Origin of the sequence: Streptomyces sp. NP-1717 (genome assembly GCF_022695985.1) — a bacterium.
Taxonomy (GTDB): Bacteria; Actinomycetota; Actinomycetes; order Streptomycetales; family Streptomycetaceae; genus Streptomyces.
In genome coordinates, this window is sequence record NZ_JAAPBF010000060.1 from 1 (window position 1) to 18,023 (window position 18,023).

The 18,023-nt window shown below is 71.1% G+C and carries 13 protein-coding genes; 5 read left to right on the forward strand and 8 right to left on the reverse strand.

From position 1 onward, the window contains the following. The coding region (locus GXP76_RS15300; protein ID WP_242572059.1) for an MMPL family transporter at positions 1-2,010 on the forward strand (2,010 nt) is incomplete at its 5' end. A gap of 94 nt (positions 2,011-2,104) precedes the next feature. On the opposite strand, the gene mgt is transcribed toward GXP76_RS15300, so the two are convergent. The 5 genes from mgt to GXP76_RS15325 form a co-directional block, all read right to left on the reverse strand. Further along, the gene (gene mgt / locus GXP76_RS15305) at positions 2,105-3,304 is read right to left on the reverse strand and encodes a macrolide-inactivating glycosyltransferase (protein WP_242572060.1); all 1,200 of its coding nucleotides are present in this window, start codon (positions 3,302-3,304) and stop codon (positions 2,105-2,107) included. Positions 3,305-3,370: 66 nt separating this feature from the next. After that, positions 3,371-4,156 (reverse strand): ErmE/ErmH/ErmO/ErmR family 23S rRNA (adenine(2058)-N(6))-methyltransferase, encoded by a 786-nt coding sequence (gene erm, locus GXP76_RS15310; RefSeq protein ID WP_242572061.1) that lies wholly within the window; start codon positions 4,154-4,156, stop codon positions 3,371-3,373. 515 nt (positions 4,157-4,671) lie between these two features. Then, the gene (locus GXP76_RS15315) at positions 4,672-6,009 is read right to left on the reverse strand and encodes an ABC transporter substrate-binding protein (RefSeq protein WP_242572062.1); all 1,338 of its coding nucleotides are present in this window, start codon (positions 6,007-6,009) and stop codon (positions 4,672-4,674) included. Continuing rightward, complete coding sequence (locus GXP76_RS15320) at positions 6,009-6,848, reverse strand: carbohydrate ABC transporter permease (RefSeq protein ID WP_242572063.1); 840 nt, start codon at positions 6,846-6,848, stop codon at positions 6,009-6,011. The genes GXP76_RS15315 and GXP76_RS15320 overlap by 1 nt, the downstream gene beginning before the upstream one ends. Then, positions 6,845-7,783, reverse strand: a complete 939-nt coding sequence (locus tag GXP76_RS15325; protein WP_242572064.1) for a carbohydrate ABC transporter permease — start codon at positions 7,781-7,783, stop codon at positions 6,845-6,847. Before GXP76_RS15325 ends, GXP76_RS15320 begins: the two co-directional genes overlap by 4 nt. Before the next feature lie 140 nt (positions 7,784-7,923). On the opposite strand from GXP76_RS15325, the gene GXP76_RS15330 reads away from it, so the two are divergent. Next, complete coding sequence (locus GXP76_RS15330) at positions 7,924-8,799, forward strand: phosphotransferase enzyme family protein (RefSeq protein WP_242572065.1); 876 nt, start codon at positions 7,924-7,926, stop codon at positions 8,797-8,799. A gap of 303 nt (positions 8,800-9,102) precedes the next feature. Here the strand turns inward: GXP76_RS15330 and GXP76_RS15335 are convergent, their stop codons facing one another. Together GXP76_RS15335 and GXP76_RS15340 are read right to left on the reverse strand one after the other, a co-directional pair. Further along, entirely contained in the window at positions 9,103-9,825 is a 723-nt protein-coding gene (locus tag GXP76_RS15335; protein ID WP_242572066.1) for a 3'-5' exonuclease, read from the reverse strand. A gap of 113 nt (positions 9,826-9,938) precedes the next feature. Further along, positions 9,939-11,171 (reverse strand): SAV2148 family HEPN domain-containing protein, encoded by a 1,233-nt coding sequence (locus tag GXP76_RS15340; protein ID WP_078074464.1) that lies wholly within the window; start codon positions 11,169-11,171, stop codon positions 9,939-9,941. 401 nt (positions 11,172-11,572) lie between these two features. On the opposite strand from GXP76_RS15340, the gene glgX reads away from it, so the two are divergent. Beyond that, positions 11,573-13,696: a glycogen debranching protein GlgX gene (gene glgX / locus GXP76_RS15345; protein ID WP_242572067.1), complete on the forward strand. Its 2,124-nt coding sequence runs from the start codon at positions 11,573-11,575 to the stop codon at positions 13,694-13,696. A gap of 171 nt (positions 13,697-13,867) precedes the next feature. Next, complete coding sequence (gene treY, locus GXP76_RS15350; protein WP_242572068.1) at positions 13,868-16,210, forward strand: malto-oligosyltrehalose synthase; 2,343 nt, start codon at positions 13,868-13,870, stop codon at positions 16,208-16,210. A gap of 228 nt (positions 16,211-16,438) precedes the next feature. On the opposite strand, the gene GXP76_RS15355 is transcribed toward treY, so the two are convergent. Continuing rightward, positions 16,439-16,987: a DUF1707 and FHA domain-containing protein gene (locus tag GXP76_RS15355; protein WP_242572069.1), complete on the reverse strand. Its 549-nt coding sequence runs from the start codon at positions 16,985-16,987 to the stop codon at positions 16,439-16,441. A gap of 124 nt (positions 16,988-17,111) precedes the next feature. Between GXP76_RS15355 and GXP76_RS15360 the strand changes: the two genes are divergently transcribed. Beyond that, positions 17,112-18,020, forward strand: coding sequence for a GNAT family N-acetyltransferase (locus GXP76_RS15360; protein WP_242572070.1), 909 nt, complete (start codon positions 17,112-17,114; stop codon positions 18,018-18,020). Positions 18,021-18,023 lie beyond the last annotated feature (3 nt).

An 18,023-nucleotide genomic window follows, 5' to 3' on the forward strand; every position in this document is an offset into this window, starting at 1 on the left:
TACGACACGAAGACCATCTCGAAGGACGGCCGCAGCGCGCTGGTGCAGTTCAACATGCGCGGTGATCCGGAGACTTCGAGCGAGCGCGTGGAGACGGTGCTCAAGGCCGTCGAGGGCGTGCAGGACAAGCACGAGGACACGCTGCGGATCGCGGAGATCGGCGGCGCCAGCATGAACAAGACCTTCGACGAGGCGTTCGGCGACGACTTCAAGCAGGCGGAGATCTCCGCCGTGCCGGTGGCGCTGGGCATTCTGCTGATCGCCTTCGGCGCGCTGGTCGCCGCGCTGCTGCCGGTCGTTCTGGCCCTCACCGCCATCATGGCGACGATGGGGCTCATGGGCGTGGTCAGCCATGTCATGCCGATGAGCGACACGGCCAGCTCCGTGATGCTGCTGGTGGGTCTGGCGGTCGGCGTCGACTACTGCCTGTTCTATCTGCGGCGTGAGCGCGAGGAGCGCGAGGCCGGCCGGGACGCGGAGACGGCGCTGCGGATCGCCGCGGCGACGAGCGGCCGGGCCGTCATCGTCTCCGGTGTCACTGTCTGTGTCGCCATGGCGGGCATGCTCTTCACCGGGCTGGCCGAGTTCAAGGCGATGGGGCTGGCGTCCCTGATGGTCGTCGCGGTGGCGATGGTCGGTTCGGTGACGGTGCTGCCCGCGCTGCTGTCGCTGCTCGGCGAGCGGGTGGAGCGGGGCCGGGTGCCGTTCCTGAACCGCCTCAAGCAGTCGAAGAAGCAGCGTGCGGCGGCGGCCGGCGCCGTCGGTGGTGGCGGGAGCGGTGTCGGTGGTGGCGGGAGCGGCGAGAGCCGGTTCTGGCGTGCGGTGCTCGGCCGCGTACTGCACCGGCCGAAGACCGCGCTGGCGGTCGCCGCGGGCGCGCTCGTCGCGATCGCGTTGCCGGCCGTCGGCATGCAGACGCAGAACTTCACGCTGGACCAGGAGTTCGGCGACTCGCTGCCCATCGTCCAGACGTACGAGCGGGTCAACGAGGCCTTCCCGGGAGGCGCGGAACCGGCCGAGGTCGTGGTGCGGGCGGACGACATCAACGCCGCTCCCGTACGGCAGGCACTCGCCGACTTCCGGGCGCAGGCGGTCGGTTCGGGTGCCTCGGAAGGCCCCGTCGAGATCGTCACGCACGACGAGCGGAACGTCGCGATCATCGAGGTGCCGCTGGTCGGCGGATCGGACCAGAACCGCGCCGAGAAGAGCCTGGAGCTGCTGCGGGACACCGTACGGCCCGCCACGCTCGGCACGGTCGACGGCGTCGAAGCGCCGATCTCCGGCCAGGTCGCCGGGTCGAAGGACTTCAACGACCAGCTGGTCGGGGCGGTGGCGCCGGTCTTCGCCTTCGTGGTGGTCTTCGCCTTCGTACTGATGCTGCTCTGCTTCAGGTCGCTGACGATCGCGGTGACCTCGATCGTGCTGAACCTGCTGTCGGTCGGCGCCGCCTACGGCATCCTGACCGCCGTCTTCCAGCACGGCTGGGGCGCTTCGCTGGTCGGCGCCGAAGGCGTCGGGGCGATCATCTCCTGGCTGCCGCTGTTCCTGTTCGTGATCCTCTTCGGGCTGTCGATGGACTACCACGTCTTCGTGGTGTCGCGGATCCGCGAGGCGCGGATGCGGGGTCTGACCACCCGTGAGGCCATCACCCACGGAGTGGTGACCACGGCGGGCGTGGTGACGAGCGCGGCAGTGATCATGGTCGCCGTGTTCGCCATCTTCGGGACGCTGTCGATGCAGTCGATGAAGCAGATGGGCGTCGGCCTGGCGGCAGCGGTGCTGATCGACGCGACGATCATCCGGGGCGTACTGCTCCCGGCGGTCATGGCGCTGCTCGACGAGCGCAACTGGTACTTCCCCTCCTGGCTGCGGTGGCTGCCCGACCTGACGCACGACGAGTCGGTCGTCGCGCAGGCGCAGACGGGCGGGGAATCGGGCGGCGGCGACGGTGCGCCGGAGGTCGACACGTACGGGAAGACGGGCGAACAGCCCGATCCCGTACGGATCTGAGGCGCCTCTTCCCCCGTACGCCGCACGCACCGCACGCCCGGCCGGCCTCCGCCGGCCGGGCGTGCGGCGTGTGGGCCCCGCGTCCGGACACCCCCTAGCGCCCCGGCAGCGCGGCCTCGATGATGTCGGCCGCCTGGCGCGTGCCGCCCTCCTCCGCCATGTCCCGCTTGATCTCCTGGCCCCTGCGGGCGACTTCGGGGTCCACCACGAGTCCGGTGACCGCCTCGCGCAGCGCCTCGGCCGTGACGTCCTCCATGGACAGGCGACGGGCGACACCGAGCGAGACGAGCATGTCGGCGTTGCCGAACTGGTCGGCGAGCAGCGGTACGGCGACCATCGGCGTGCCGGTCGCGAGCCCTTCCTGGCTGCCGCCGGCGCCCGCGTGGGTGATGAACGCGTCGGCCTTCTTGAGGATGGCGAGCTGAGGCACCCAGGAACGCACCTCGATGTTGCCGGGGATCTCGCCCAGTTCGGACGGATCGACGAACGAGCCGATCTGGAGCACGACATGCCAGCCGGGCAGGCCGCCGAACGCCTCGACACAGGCGCGGTAGAAGTCGGGCTGCTTGGTGTTCGCCGATCCGAGGGAGACCAGCAGTACCTTCTCGGCGCCGGCCGGCCGCTCCCACTCCCCCTGGTCGGCCCGCTCCCCCTGGCACGCGCCGACGAAGGTGTAGACGGACTCGTCCACCCGGTCGGCGAACAGCTGAAGTGCCTTCGGGATCAGCACGATCGCACGGTCGGGATGGACGACGAACCGGTCCAGGGGAAGGTCCATGCCGTTCTCGTCGAGCCATGCCTGGAAACGGGCGCGGTAGGCCCGGCCCCGCTCGGACTCGGCGAGCAGGGCGTTCTGAGGAGCGGCGACCTCCTCGTCGTAGCCGTCCCAGGCGACCATGTTCGGTGAGAGCTGGAGGTACGGGACGCCCCACCGGTGGGCCAGGATCGGCGCCGGGTACGACGTGATGTCGCTGATGACGAGGTCGGGGCGGTCGTCCTCGAACGCCTCGGCCAGCTGGGGCAGCGCCTGCGTCCCGTCGGTGAGGAACGGCTCCAGATTGTCGACCAGTTCGGTGCCCCACGCGTCGGGGTCGTCGTCCATCGGCAGGGTGGAGGTGTAGATCACCGGCTCGGCGCCGGTGGCGGCGACCTTCTCGGCGAAGGAGGCCGGGATGGCGTAGCTGACGCGATGCCCCCGGGCGACGAGCTCCCGGATGACTTCGAGGCTCGGGTTCACGTGCCCGTGGGCGGCGATGGAGAACATGGCGATATGGGCGCGCTGTCGTGACGTCATACGCACAGCCTAGCATCAGACGAGACGAGACGTCTCGTCTGATGTCAGGACGGCGCCGGTGGGGGCTCAGCGGCGGCGCAGCACCGTGTGCAGGGTCAGCCAGGCACCCGGCGGCACGAACGCGACGATCTCCGCGCGGTCGACACCCGCCGCGCAGAACGCCTCGTCGAGCCGCCGGCGCGGGTGGCCGGCCCGGTGCAGCGACGCGTACAGCGACCCGCCGATTCCGGTGAAGCCCGCCTCGACCAGCCGCCGGTAGCCGTCGAGTTGGGCGGCGGGCAGCAGTGGGCGCGGGCGCCGCTCGACGCGCAGGATGCCCGCGTCCACGCTCGGCACCGGCCGGAACTCACGCCGTCCGATCCGGCCGAGCAGCCGCCATTCGACGTGCGGCCACGTCTCGACCGTCCGCAGCGACCAGCGCCCGAAGTCCCCGGTGCGCTTGCGCGCGTATTCGAGCTGGGTGATGAGCGTGGCGTCGGTCAGCGAGGGCGCGCGCAGACACCAGTCGACGATGTCGGCGGTACGCGAGAAGGGCACGTTGCCGACCACGGCGAAGGGCTCGCGTGGCGGGCTCACGGTGACGAAGTCCCGCTCGTACACCCGCACATGGGGTGTGGCGGCGAGGGTGGAGCGGAGTTCCGGGACGAGCCCGGGGTCGATCTCGTACGCGCGCAGCTCGCGGCAGTGCGGTGCGAGCGCGGTGGTCAGCGCGCCTTTCCCGGGGCCGGCTTCGAGCAGCAGCCCGGCGGGGTCGGGGCGGGCGGCGCGTACGAATCGGGCCACGGTGGCGCGGTCGGTGAGGAAGTTCTGCGAGAGCGTGCGGGATCGGCGGTGCTGCCGGCTGCGGGCCATGGCCTGCGTCCTGTCTCCTGAAAGGGCTTCGTGGGCAGACGAAGGCCCTGACCGGAGCAGGGTGGGGCGGCGCACGGATCACGGATCACGCATCACGGAGGACCGTGAAGGATCGCGGGTCGGTGCGCGCGGGGAGCGCTGGAAGTCAGCGGTCGGAGATCCCAGGACCGGTCAGGGCGCCGGGGACGCGCCGCAGCCGGGAAAAGGCGGCGACGGAGCCCCGGACGGAGCCGGTGTTCACGATCGCCATGAAGTTGCTACCCATGCCCCGGACGCTAGACGGACCGGATCGTCTCCCACAACCGATATTTCCCCCCGGCACGGGAAGGGGGCGTGGAGAGTGGTCCGGCCGCCGGGGCACGAGTGACATGCACGCCGGATGGGCCCGGGCCCGCGCGGCCCGGGCCCGGCGCCCTGGTGGTCGGGCACTTCGCCGACCCCGAGGGCAATGTCGTCGGCCTCGCGGGTACGGCCTGAGGGACGGTCCGTGACCGGCGCCGTACCGCGCACACGCCTCAGCGCTGGTAGCGGGCCAGCACCAGGTTGCCGTCCTTCACCAGCCGTTTCTCCAGCTCCGCGCGGTCGATCGCGCCGCTGTAGTACTCCTGGAGCGCCGGCGTCGCGACCTTGTCCTTCCACTCCGGGTAGCCGCGCACCGACTGCGCGGGCGCCGACAGCAGTTCGCGGGCGAGGGCGGCGCCGGTCCCCCAGCCGTGCTTCGGGGTGTGCAGGGACGGGTCGGCGAGCGCCGCCGTACCGGTGGGCAGCATCCAGTCGCCCCGGGCGAGGCGGACCATGTTCTCGGGCTGGAGCAGGAAGTCGATGAAGGCCACCGCCTCCTTCTTGTGAGGCGTGTCCTCGGCGACCGACAGGGTCTGCGGGCTGACGCCCTGCGTCGCGCCGTCGGCCCCGGCGGGGGCCGGCAGCACCGTCCACTCGAAGTCCTCGGGCGCCTGCTGGATGATCTGCTGCCGGTAGGAGAACCCGAGCGGCACCATCGCGTACTTGCCCCCGAAGAACCCCGGCAGCGTGTCCGAACCGCCCATGCCGAGCGTGGCGCCCGACGCGCTGCCGTCGCTGTTGACCTGGTGGTGGATGACGGCGGGGACCTCGGCGTCAGCGTCGGTGTACCGAATCGTCACCTTGTCGTCGGCGCCCCGGTGGAAGAGCTGCCCGCCGGTGGACCGGCTGAGGTTGAGCGTCGCGGAGACCGGGTCCTTGAGCGGCCAGGCCACCCCGTACTCCGCCTGCCCGGCACCGGGCTCGCGTCCTTCTGGCGCCGTGAGTTCCTTGGTGGCCGCCCTGAACTCGGCCCAGGTCCACGGCTTCTCGACGGTCGGGATCCGCACGCCGGAGGCTTCCAGGATCTTCTTGTTGGCGATCAGCACGCGCGGCTCCTGGAGGTACGGCACGCCGTACACCCCGTCGCCGAACTCCGTGGTCTCCCAGCTGCGTTCCGGGATGTCCCGCTTCAGCCGGTCGGGCAGCAGCGCGTCGAGGTCGGCGAGATAGCCGCCGTACGCGAAGTCGGCGAGGTCGTCCGAGGCGTCATGGATGATGTCGGGCGCCTCACCGCCTTCGAAGGAGGTGAGCAGCTGGTCGTGGACGCTGTCCCAGCTCCCCTGCACGTACTCGACCCGGACGCCGGGTTGGGTGGCGTTCCACTCCTTCACCAGCTCCTTGTTGACCTGGACCGATTCGTCCTGCCAGGCCAGCGACTGGAAGCGCAGGGTGATCCGGCCGTCCGGCGACTCGCCGTCGCCGCCGGAGCCGGAGCAGCCGGTGAGCAGCAGAAGGGTGGCCGCCGCGGCGGCCGTCAGCCTTCTCGTACCCGTCAGGGTCCTGGTACGCATCAGGTCTTCACCGCCCCGGCGAGCATGCCGCCCGTGATCCGTCGTTGGATGATCGCGAAGATGACGAGGGAGGGGATCGTCGCGAGGAACGCCGCCGCCGCGAGCGGCCCCAGGCCGGCGACGCCCTCGGCGCCGAGGAAGTGGGTGAGGATCACCGGCAGGGTCTGCTTCTCCGGGGACTTGAGCAGGACGAGCGCGAAGAAGAACTCGTTCCACGCCGTGATGAAGGCGAACATCGCGGTGGCGACGATGCCCGGCGCCAGCAGCGGGGCCGTGACGGAGACAAGGGTACGGAGCCGGCCTGCGCCGTCGACGGCCGCCGCCTCCTCCAGCTCGGCTGGTACGGCCCGGACGTAACCGACCAGCATCCAGAGCGCGAACGGCAGCGACCACACCACGTACACCATGATCAGCCCGAGCAGCGAGTTGATCAGGTGGAGGTTCTTCAGTACGAGGAAGAGCGGGATGATCACCAGGACGAACGGGAACGCCTGGCTGACCACGACCCAGCCGGTCGCCGCCGTCGCGAGCCTGCTGCGCTGCCGGGCCATCACATAGGCCATCGGCGTCGCGATGACGACGGCGATCAGGGACGCGGAGAGCGCGACGGTGAGGCTGTTGCCGGCGGCCCTGAGGAGCGGCTGCTCGTCGAACGCCTGCCGGAAGTTCTCCAGGGTCGGGCTGTCGGGTATCCAGGTGGGGTGCAGACTGCCCAGCTCACGCGCCGGTTTGAAGGCGGTGGAGATCAGCCACAGGAACGGGAAGGCGAGAAAGACCAGATAGCAGAGGAGCGCGAGGTACTGCCCGGCGCGCGCCGGCCTGCTGGTGCGCGGACTCATTTCTCCTCCCCCGACTTGAGACGTCCCACCAGGTAGAAGGCGAGCAGGACCGAGATCACGGCGACCATGACGCAGCCCATGGCGGCGGCGTAGCCGAACTGCCCGTAGCGGAACGCCTCTTCGTAGGCGAAGAGCATGGGCAGTCGGGTCCGGCCGCCGGGGCCGCCGCTGGTCAGCACGTAGACCAGGGCGAAGGAGTTGAAGTTCCAGATGAAGTTGAGCGCCGTGATGGCGAGGGCGACCGGCTTGAGCGCGGGCCAGGTGACGGTACGGAACCGGCGCCAGGCGCCCGCGCCGTCCAGCGCCGCCGCCTCGTGCAGTTCGTCCGGGGTGTTCTGGAGTCCGGCGAGCAGCGCGACGGTGGTCTGCGGCATACCCGCCCAGATCCCCACGACGATCACGGCGGGCAGTGCGGTGGCCAGGCCGGTGAGCCAGTCGCGGCCGTCACCGAGGCCGAAGTCGCGGATCGTCTCGTTGAGGATTCCGGCGTCGGCGTTGTAGACGAGACGCCACATGATGCCGACGACGACCTCGGGCATGGCCCAGGGGATGATCGCCAGGGCCCGCGCGAGCCAGCGGAAGCGGAGCCGCTGGTTGAGCAGAAGGGCGAGGCCGAGCGCGAGCACGAACTGCGGGACGGTGACACCGACGGCCCACAGCAGGCCGATCCGGAAGGACTCCCAGAAGAGTGTGTCGTGGTACAGGTCCTGGAAGTTCAGCGTGCCGATCCACTCGGTGGGCTCGGTGCGGCCGGACTGCGCGTCGGTGAACGCCAGGACGATGCCGTAGAGCAGCGGGCCGACGCTGAGTACCAGGATGGGTATGAGGGCCGGCAGCACCAGGAACCAGGCGCCGCGGTCGATCACCTTCTCCCGCCGTGGCGCGCCCTGCGGTGTGCCTCTTCCGGACCGCGCCTTCGCGGTCGCCAGTGTCACGGATTCGGCTCCTTCGGGCGGCTTTGTGGGGATGGCCGCCCCGGCGGCCCCCGTCATCGTGCTGACGAGCGACGGGTTCGTCAACCCAGCCTGCGCGGATGCGAGACTTGGGGACGGCGGGAGACTCACGGGAGAGTTCGATGGACGAGACACAGGCGCGCGCCGTACTCGGCGCCACGGGACTGGCGCAGGGGCCGTCGCACGGCGCGGAGCTGCTGGCGCTGGGCGAGAACGCGGTGTTCGCGACCGGCGGCCTGGTCGTCAAGGTCGGCCGGAGCCTCGCCGCCGCACCGGAACTGCTGGAGCGCGCCGAGCGTGAACTGGCCGTCGCCGGCTGGCTCGCGGAGAGCGGCGTCCCGGCGGTCCGGCCGGCCGAGCCCAAGGCCCGTACGGTGGACGGCCACCCGGTGACCCTCTGGCGGCGGCTGCCCGACGCCGTACGCCCCGCGGGCCCGGCCGATCTGGCCACCCTGCTCCGGCTCGTCCACGCGCTGCCCGCGCCGCCGTTCGAGCTGCCCCGCAGGGAGTTGCTCGGCGGCGTGGAGCGGTGGCTGCGGATCGCGGAGGACGCCATCGACCCGGCCGACGCCGGCTTTCTGCGTGCGCGCAGGGACGGCTTCGCCACCGCCGCGGCGGCGCTCACCCCGCACCTCGCGCCCGGCCCGATCCACGGCGACGCGCTCCCCCGCAACGTCCATGTCGGCCCGGACGGACCGGTCCTGGTCGATCTGGAAACGTTCTCCACCGATCTGCGCGAGCACGACCTGGTGGTGATGGCGCTCTCCCGCGACCGGTACGGCATGTCCCCGCAGGCGTACGACACCTTCACGGACGCCTACGGCTGGGACGTACGCGACTGGTCCGGCTGCGCCGTGCTGCGAGGCGCCCGCGAGACGGCGAGCTGCGCGTGGGTGGCGCAGCACGCCCCGACGAACCCGAAGGCGCTCGCGGAGTTCCGCCGCCGTGTCGCGTCGCTGCGCGACGACGATCCCGAGGTCCGCTGGTACCCCTTCTGACGTGCTGTGCGTTCTCTCCCCGGTCGCCGGAGGAGCCTTGACCGGCCGTCCGGGAACACGGGGGCCCGTGCCGCACACCACCCCACCGGATCACCGGGGGGTGACAGACGGCGGGGGCCTGACGGCGGAGACGGGGATGCTCGCGCGGGTGACCGGACGAGGCCGGGGATCACGCGGATCGGCGACACCTCTCCCCGGACCCGAGGCGGCATGGCTGACGCGCGCCGCGAGCGAGGAGTTGGCCGCGCTCGCCCGGCAGGCGGCGGGGCGAACCGTCCGCCGGGCGGGCCCGGTCGGGCGGGATCAGCCCGCCGCCGGGACCAGCTCGCGCAGCGGCCAGTCCGCGTCGACCACCGCGTCCGTGTTGCCCTTGCGGCGCAGGAAGCCCTGGAAGTCCGCCGCCCACTCCGCGTACCAGGCGATCTGCCGCTCGTGCAGCGCCGCCGCCGTGAGGGCGCCGACCTGGCGGTGGCGGCCCGCTATCGCCGTCGCCACCCGCACGGCCGCCAGCGCGTCCGCGCCCGCGTTGTGCGCGCTGTCCAGCACCACCCCGTACTCGGTGCAGACCGCTTCCAGATTCCGCTTGCCACGCCGGTACTTGTCGACGGCGCGATCGATCGTGTACGGATCGATCACCGGGCCGATCGGCCCGCCGCCCACCCGTTCGTTCAGCGACGGCAGCCGGTGCCGCGCCAGCTCCGCCGCGAGCAGCGTCAGATCGAACGACGCGTTGTACGCCACGACGGGCACGCCCCGCGTCCAGTACCCGGCCAGCGCGGCCGCGATCTCGTCGGCCACCTCACGCGCGGGCCGGCCCTCGGCCGACGCCCGCTCGCTGGTGACCCCGTGGATCGCGGACGCCTGCTCCGGGATCCGGATGCCCGGATCGGCCAGCCAGTCCCGCCGCTCCTCCACCGCGCCGTCGCGCACCGCGATCACCGCGGCCGTCACGATGCGCGCCTCCAGCGGCTCCGTACCGGTCGTCTCCAGATCGAATCCGACCAACGGCTCCCCGTGCCAGCCCATCCCGGTCCTCCTTCACGCTTTCTCCCCGTTCGACATTCACCTTCGCACGCGGCACTGACAACGCCCGGTGGAGCGTTGACGCGCCTTCAGCACGTCAACGCGCTTCCACGCCGTCAGGAGACGGGGCGTGAGTCGGTCCACACCGACTCGAACTCCTCCCGGTAGGTCTGGAACAGACCGTGTTCCGTGTCCTGGCCGACCCTGACGACGTCGCGCCCCGCGCCCCGCAGCACCAGCACCGGCGCCTCCATGCCGCGCGCCCGTCTCAGATAGGACTGCACGACCGCGAGCCCGTCCGACCCGTCCCCGTCGACCAGGTACGCGGTGAAGCGGGGGGTCTCGTCGAAGACGTGGATCTCGAAGGCGCCCGGGTCACGGAGCCGGGAGCGGACCCGGCGCATATGGAGGATGTTCATCTCCACGGAGCGGCTCAGCTCGCCCTTCTTGAGACCCAGTTCGCGCTCGCGGCGCTTGACCGAGCTGCTGGCCGGGTTCAGGAAGAGCAGCCGTATCCGGCAGCCGGACTCGGCGAGCCGTACGAGGCGCCGGCCGGAGAAGTTCTGCACGAGGAGGTTCAGGCCTATCCCGACCGCGTCGAGGCGCCGGGCGCCGCCGAAGAGGTCCTCGGCGGGGATCTGCCGCTGGAGCCGCACCCGGTCGGGGTGGACGGAGACCACGTCCGCGTACCGGTCGCCGACCAGGTCCTCCACGGCGTCCACCCGGAGCCGGTCGGCGGACGGCACGGCCGTTCCGCTGCCCAGGATCTCCAGCAGCCGCGCCGAGGCCCGCTCGGCCTGCGCGAGGACGGCCTCGGAGAGCGCCCGGTTGCGGGAGACGACGTTACGGGCCACCTCCAGCTCGTCCAGGGCCAGCTCGACGTCGCGGCGGTCGTCGAAGTACGGCTGGAAGCCCGGCCAGTGCTGCACCATCAGCTCCCGCAGCTGCGGGAGCGTGAGGAAGCTCAGGACGTTGTCGTCGGCCGGGTCGAGCAGATAGCCCTTGCGGCGGGAGACCTCCCGTACGGCGACGGCGCGCTGGACCCACTCCTGCCCCGCCGGTCCGGCGGCGGCCACCACCCATTCGTCGCCGTGCACCGGCTCGTAGATGGGTTTGAGGATCGCCGAGACGACGGCACGGAGCCGTTGTTCGACCAGATTCAGCCAGATATAGGCCCGGCCGGCCCGCTGCGCGCGCGTACGCACCTCGGTCCATGCCTCCGGACCCCAGTCCAGCTCCGCCCCGATCTCCATCGGCCGTGCGAGGGAGACCGCTCCGGGCGGGATGTCGCCGGAAACCCCCTCGTGACCAGGGTCACCTGGGGGTAGCTCCAGCCCTCCCGAGCTCACCCGCGCACCGCCTTCCCTCCCCTTTCAACGATCAAGGAAGGGTACTGCGCATTGGGGAGGAGGTGCAGCCGGATGGACAGGCTGGTTTCTCAACTCCTGTGGGGCGTGCGGGCGTTCTGTGTGCCGATCTCGGCCGGAGTGGGATGTTTCATAGGGATTGGGCCTGGTGACGGATGGTCGACCAAGGGGAGGCGTATGGTCTGAATCCGGCCATATGCGACGTGGGACACGGTCCGGCAACGGGGTGACGGGCCGAGAACCCGAAGTTGACCCGCTCCGCCCGACCGACCCCTTCCGGCCCGGCTTCCGCACCGGCCTCCTAGGAGGTTGAGCGTCTTTCGGGGAGTATCTGGTCAAGCAAGGCCCCCCAGCACCCGGATCAGAAGTGGAAGAGTCAATCTATGCAGGTCTGGCCGGGACAGACGTATCCCCTCGGCGCCACGTACGACGGCGCCGGTACCAACTTCGCGGTCTACTCAGAGGCCGCGCACCGGATCGAGTTGTGCCTGCTGCACGACGACGGTTCAGAAACGGCGGTGGAACTCCGCGAGGCGGACGCCTTCGTCCGGCACGCCTACCTGCCGGGCATCATGCCCGGCCAGCGGTACGGCTTCCGGGTCCACGGGCCGTACGAGCCCGCGAGCGGGCAGCGCTGCAATTCGGCGAAGCTGCTCCTCGACCCGTACGCCCGCGCGATCAGCGGCAGCATCGACTGGAACGAGTCGGTGTACGGCTACCACTTCGGCAAGCCGGACTCCCGCAACGACATGGACTCGGCCCCGCACACGATGACGGCCGTCGTCGTCAACCCGTACTTCGACTGGGGCGACGACCGCCGCCCGCGTACCGACTACCACCGCACCGTCATCTACGAGGCCCATGTGAAGGGCCTGACGATGCTGCACCCGGACCTGCCGGAGGAGCTGCGCGGTACGTACGCGGGGCTCGCCCATCCGGCGGTCATCGAGCACCTGACCGAGCTGGGCGTCACCGCGCTGGAAATAATGCCGGTGCACCAGTTCGTGAACGACCACCGGCTGGTGGACGCCGGACTCAACAACTACTGGGGCTACAACACCATCGGCTTCTTCGCCCCGCACAACACCTACGCCTCCTGGGGAGACCGGGGCGAGCAGGTGCTGGAGTTCAAGCAGGCGGTGAAGGCGCTGCACGAGGCGGGCATCGAGGTGATCCTCGACGTCGTCTACAACCACACGGCCGAGGGCAACCATCTGGGCCCGACGCTCTCCTTCAGGGGCCTCGACAACGCCTCCTACTACCGTCTCGGCGCCGACAACCCCCGCTACTACACGGACACCACCGGCACCGGCAACTCTCTCCTGATGCGCAGTCCGCACGTGCTCCAGCTGATCATGGACTCGCTGCGGTACTGGGTGGAGGAGATGCATGTCGACGGCTTCCGCTTCGACCTCGCCGCGACACTGGCCCGCCAGTTCCACGAGGTGGACCGGCTGTCGTCGTTCTTCGACCTGGTCCAGCAGGACCCGGTGGTCAGTCAGGTGAAGCTGATCGCCGAGCCGTGGGACGTGGGCGAGGGCGGCTACCAGGTGGGGAACTTCCCGCCGCTGTGGACCGAGTGGAACGGCAAGTACCGCGACACGGTCCGCGACCTGTGGCGGGGCGAGCCGCGCACCCTGGCGGAGTTCGCCTCCCGGCTCACCGGGTCGTCCGATCTGTACCAGGACGACGGGCGGCGCCCACTGGCGTCCATCAACTTCACCACCTGCCACGACGGCTTCACCCTGCACGACCTTGTCGCCTACAACGACAAGCACAACGAGGCGAACGGCGAGGGCAACAGGGACGGCGAGAGCCACAACCGTTCGTGGAACTGCGGCGTGGAGGGAGAGACCGACGATCCCGAGGTGCTGGAGCTGCGCGACCGTCAGGTGCGCAACTTCATCGCGACGCTGATGCTGTCCCAGGGCGTGCCGATGCTCAGCCACGGCGACGAGTTCGGCCGTACGCAGGGCGGCAACAACAACGCGTACTGCCAGGACAACGAGGTCGCCTGGGTGCACTGGCCCGAGAAGGGCGACGAGAAGGACAAGGGCCTGCTGGCCTTCACCCAGACCATGGTCTGGCTGCGCCGGGACCATCCGGTCTTCCGGCGGCGGCGGTTCTTCCACGGCCGTCCGGTGGAGGGGACGCACGACGAGCTGTCGGACATCTCCTGGTTCACCCCTGAGGGTGAAGAGATGGACCAGGGCGACTGGCAGGCGACCGACGCGAAGGCCATGACGGTCTTCCTGAACGGTCAGGCCATCTCGGAGCCGGGACCGCGCGGCGAGCGGATCTCCGACGACTCGTTCCTGCTGATGTTCAACGCGAGCGCCCAGACGCTGGAATTCGCCGTGCCCGCGAACCACGGCAGCCAGTGGCGGGTCGTCGTGGACACGGCCCGCCCGGAGGGCGTGCCGCCGGGCGACGGCCCGAAGGTGGACGCGGGCGAGCGGATCACGATGATCGGCCGCAGCCTGACGGTGCTGATGCGGTCGGTGTAGGCCGGGAACGGTACGGAAGCGGCCGGGGCGGGGGTACGGGGACACGTACCCCCGCCCCTTCGCGTGTCGTCCGTGGCGTGTCGTGGTGTTTCGGGACGCTTGATCGCGTACGGACTGCCGAATGCATGAGCGGATGACACACATGCCGCTCAGCGGGGTACGTACGTTCGCATGACCCCCTCTGCCACCTACCGACTCCAGCTCCAGCCGGACTTCCCGTTCGCCGCCGCCGCCAAGGCCGTGCCGTACGTGGCCGCGCTCGGCGTATCGCATCTGCATCTGTCACCGGTGCTGGAGGCCGTGCCGGGCTCGACCCACGGCTACGACGTCGTCGACCACACGCGCGTGCGCGCCGAACTGGGCGGCGAGGAGGGGCTGCGGCAGCTCGCCGACCGGGCGCGCGAGTACGGGCTCGGGATCGTCCTCGACATCGTCCCCAACCACATGGCGACCGCGCCCCGGCACAACAGGGCCCTGTGGGAGGTGCTGCGGGAGGGTCCGGCGTCCCCGTACGCGCGATGGTTCGACATCGACTGGGAGGCGGGCGGCGGAAAGCTGCTGCTGCCGGTGCTGCCGGGTCCGGTGGGTGGTGAACTCGCCGAACTCCGCGTCGAGGACGGCATGCTGCACCACGGCGACCAGCGGTTCCCGCTCGCCGCCGGCACGGAGGAGCTGCCGCTGCCCGCGCTCCTGGACGCCCAGCACTACCGGCCCGCCTGGTGGCGGCTGGGCCGCACCGAACTCAACTACCGCCGCTTCTTCACCATTTCGGAGCTGATCGGGGTGCGGGTGGAGGACCCCGAGGTCTTCACGGCGACCCATGCCAAGATCCTCGAACTGGTGCGGGACGGCGTCGTCGACGGTCTGCGCATCGACCATCCGGACGGTCTGGCCGACCCCGAGGAGTATCTGCGACGGCTCAACGAGGCCACGGGCGGAGCCTGTTGGACGGTCGTGGAGAAGATCCTCACCGGTGACGAACCGCTGCCCGCGAGCTGGCCGGTGGCCGGGACGACGGGCTACGACGCGCTGCACCACATCGACGGGCTGTTCACCGACCCGGCCGGCGCCGTCGAACTTGCCCACCGTTTCCGGGACTTCGCCGGACCGGCGGGCGACCGGGGCGGCTACTGGGAAGCGACCGTGCGGCGCGCGATGTACAAGGTCGTCATCGACGAGCTGGCCGCCGAGACCAACGCGCTGGCCCGGATCGCGGAACGGATCTGCGCGGCGGACGTCACACTGCGCGACCACGCGCCGTGGGCGCTGCGGACGGCGATCCGGGAGCTGCTGGTGCGGGTGCCCGTCTACCGGCCGTACGCCGTCGCGGGCGGGACGTGCCGGAAGTCCGACGAGGCCGCGGTGTCGCAGGAGGCGGCGCGGCAGGCGAGGGCGGCGTTCGCCGTGCCGGAGGAGGCGGCGGCCGTCGACGTCGTACGGGAGCTGGCGCTCGGCAGGCTCGGCGGCGACCCCGACCGGGCGGCGTTCTGCGCGCGCTTCGCCCAGACGTCGTCCGCGCTGCGTGCCAAGGCCGTGGAGGACACGGCGTTCTACCGCCATGTGCCGCTGCTGTCCGCGAACGAGGTCGGCGGCGACCCGGGACGGCCCGCGGTGAGCCCCGAGCGCTTCCACGACTACTGCGCCCGGCTGGCCCGCGACTGGCCGGCCACCGGCACCGTACTGACCACGCACGACACCAAGCGCAGCGCGGACGTACGGGCCAGGATCGCCGTCCTGTCCGAGTGCCCCGACCGGTGGGAGGCGCTGCTGCGGCAGTTGGCGGGGGTCGCCGCGCCGGACGCCCAACTGGCCTGGCAGGCTTGGCAGACGGCCATCGGCTTCACCCCGGTGGAAGCACCGCCGGACGGCGCCCGGATGGAGCCGGCGCTGCTCAAGTCCGTGCGGGAGGCGGGGCTGCACACCAGCTGGACGGAGCAGGACCCGGTGTACGAACAGGCGGTACGGGACTTCGTCACGGCCGGCCCGGCGGGCCGGCCGCGCGAGGCGGTGACCCGCCTGGCCCGCGAACTCGCCCCGCACGTACGGGCGAACGCCCTCGGGGCGGCGCTGCTGCACCTGACGATGCCGGGGGTGCCGGACATCTACCAGCGGACGGAGCGGGAGTATCTGGCCCTGGTCGACCCGGACAACCGCGAACGCTTCCGTACCGGGCCGCCGGACGAGAAGACGGTGCTCACGGTGGCGGCGCTTCGGCTGCGCCGCGAACGCCCGCACGCCTTCGCGGAGTCGGCGACGTACGCCCCGCTGGCGGCGACGGGGCCGGCGGCGGACCACTGCACGGCGTTCTCCCGCTCGGGCGAGGTGATCTCGGCGGTCACGCGCCTGTCCCTGCGCCTGGCGGCGTCGGGCGGCTGGTCGGGCACGGTGCTGGAACTGCCGGCGGGCCGCTGGACGGACGCACTGTCCCCGGACCGCGAGTTCCCTGGCGGCCCGATCTCCCTGACGGACCTCCTCTCGGCAAGCCCGGTGGCGCTGCTGTCACGCCGCGAGTAGCTGCGCCGACGGGCGGTTGTCCTCAATCGCCGGACGGGCTGGTTCTGTGTCCTCAATCGCCGGACGGGCTTGGTTCTCACCCGTCGGCCGGTGGTGTCCTCAATCGCCGGACGGCTTCGTTGTCCGCCGCCCGGCTGAAATCAACGGTCCAGCTTCACGAACCAACTGCCCGCACGCACCTCAAGCCCGTCCGGCGATTGAGGACACCCACCCACCCGCAGCCAGGGGTCAGTGCGACGCCAGGCGGAAGCTCAGCTGGCCGAAGCTCACCATGTCGCCGTCCCGCACGACCACCGTCCCCGTCACCCGGCGACCGTTCACCGTCGTCCCGTTCGTCGATCCCAGATCCCGCAGCACCCACCGACCACCCTGCATCATCAGCTCGGCGTGCAGCCGGGAGACGGTGTCGTCGCTGAGCCGGAGCCCGTTCATCGGATCGCGGCCGATACGCAGCGGCGCGGGGCCCGGATCGGGCAGCAGCAGCTTCGGCAGCCGCTCGATCTGCCAGGCCCGCCGCAGTCGTGCGGAGAACGCCGACGCCCGGCCCACCGCGCCGAACACCCGCCGCGCCCAGCGGCCGTCCGTGTCCAGGTCGGCGGTGAGCACCGCCAGCTCCTCGGACCTGCGCGCGGCCAGCGCCAGGTCCATGCGGCGTATGAAGGTGTCGTGCGACAGTTTTCCCTGTGCCGCCCCTTCTCTGAGGACCGCGAGCACACGGTCGCGCTCGGCGTCGGACAGCCGCGCGGGATACGTGTGGAACTCGAACGAGGACGTCACATGACTGATTGTCGGGCCGAGTCCGTGACGTGTCCAGAAGGGTCACGGGACGGTGACGAAATTGGTTCGACCGCCCCCGGGCTGGTCGTTTACGGTGAGCGCCCCTTCCTGGAGGCCCACTTACATGACCGAACCGGTCTTCCGTCAGCTCACCGACTCCGAGGCACCCCTCTTCCGTTCGATGCCCGACGCGGGGCTCGTCGGCCGCGCGATCGCCGGGGTCGAGTACCGCACCGTCGCCGAGGGCGGCGACTACCGCACCGAGTGGAGCTGGGTGGCGCTGCGCGACGGCGTCGTCGTGGCCCGCGCCGCCTGGTGGGGCGGGCCCGACGACCGCGAGCCGCTGCTCCTGAACTGGTTCGACGTCGCGGCCGGCGAGGACGACGCCGGCGCCGAACTGCTGCGCCGCGCGCCCTGGAACGTCGAGTACGAACTGATCGCGCCCGCCGGCTGGCGCGACGACCCGGCGCTCCGCGCGGCCGTCGAGTCCCGGACGGACGCCGCACGGGCGGCCGGCATGAAACCGCTGGTGGAGCGCTTCCAGTACCGGTGGACGCCCGATCTGGGGCTGCCCGGGCGGCCGGGCCGCCTGGAGTTCCGCCCCGAGCCCGACGACGACGTGATCTTCGACGTGCTGCGCCGCGTCCACTCGGCGACGCTCGACGCGCACGCGTCGCGCACGACCGACGAGGAGGGTCTGGACCGGGCCGCCCAGGAGGAGCTGGACTTCTTCCGCTGGTGCCCGTCGCCGCGCGAGTGGTGGCAGTTGGCGTACGACCCGGACGGCCGCCTCGTCGGCATCCACGTACCCGCGCACAACCCGTCCGGGCCGTGCGTCGGGTTCATCGGGGTCGTACCGGAGCAGCGCGGCCACGGGTACGCGTACGACCTGCTGGTCGAGTGCACGAACGTGCTGGCGGAGAACGGGGCGGCGTTCATCGCGGGCGCCACGGACCGGGGGAACTTCCCGATGGCCGCGCATTTCACGCGCGCGGGCTACCCGGTGGTCCAGGAGCGGATCCATCTGGTCTGACCG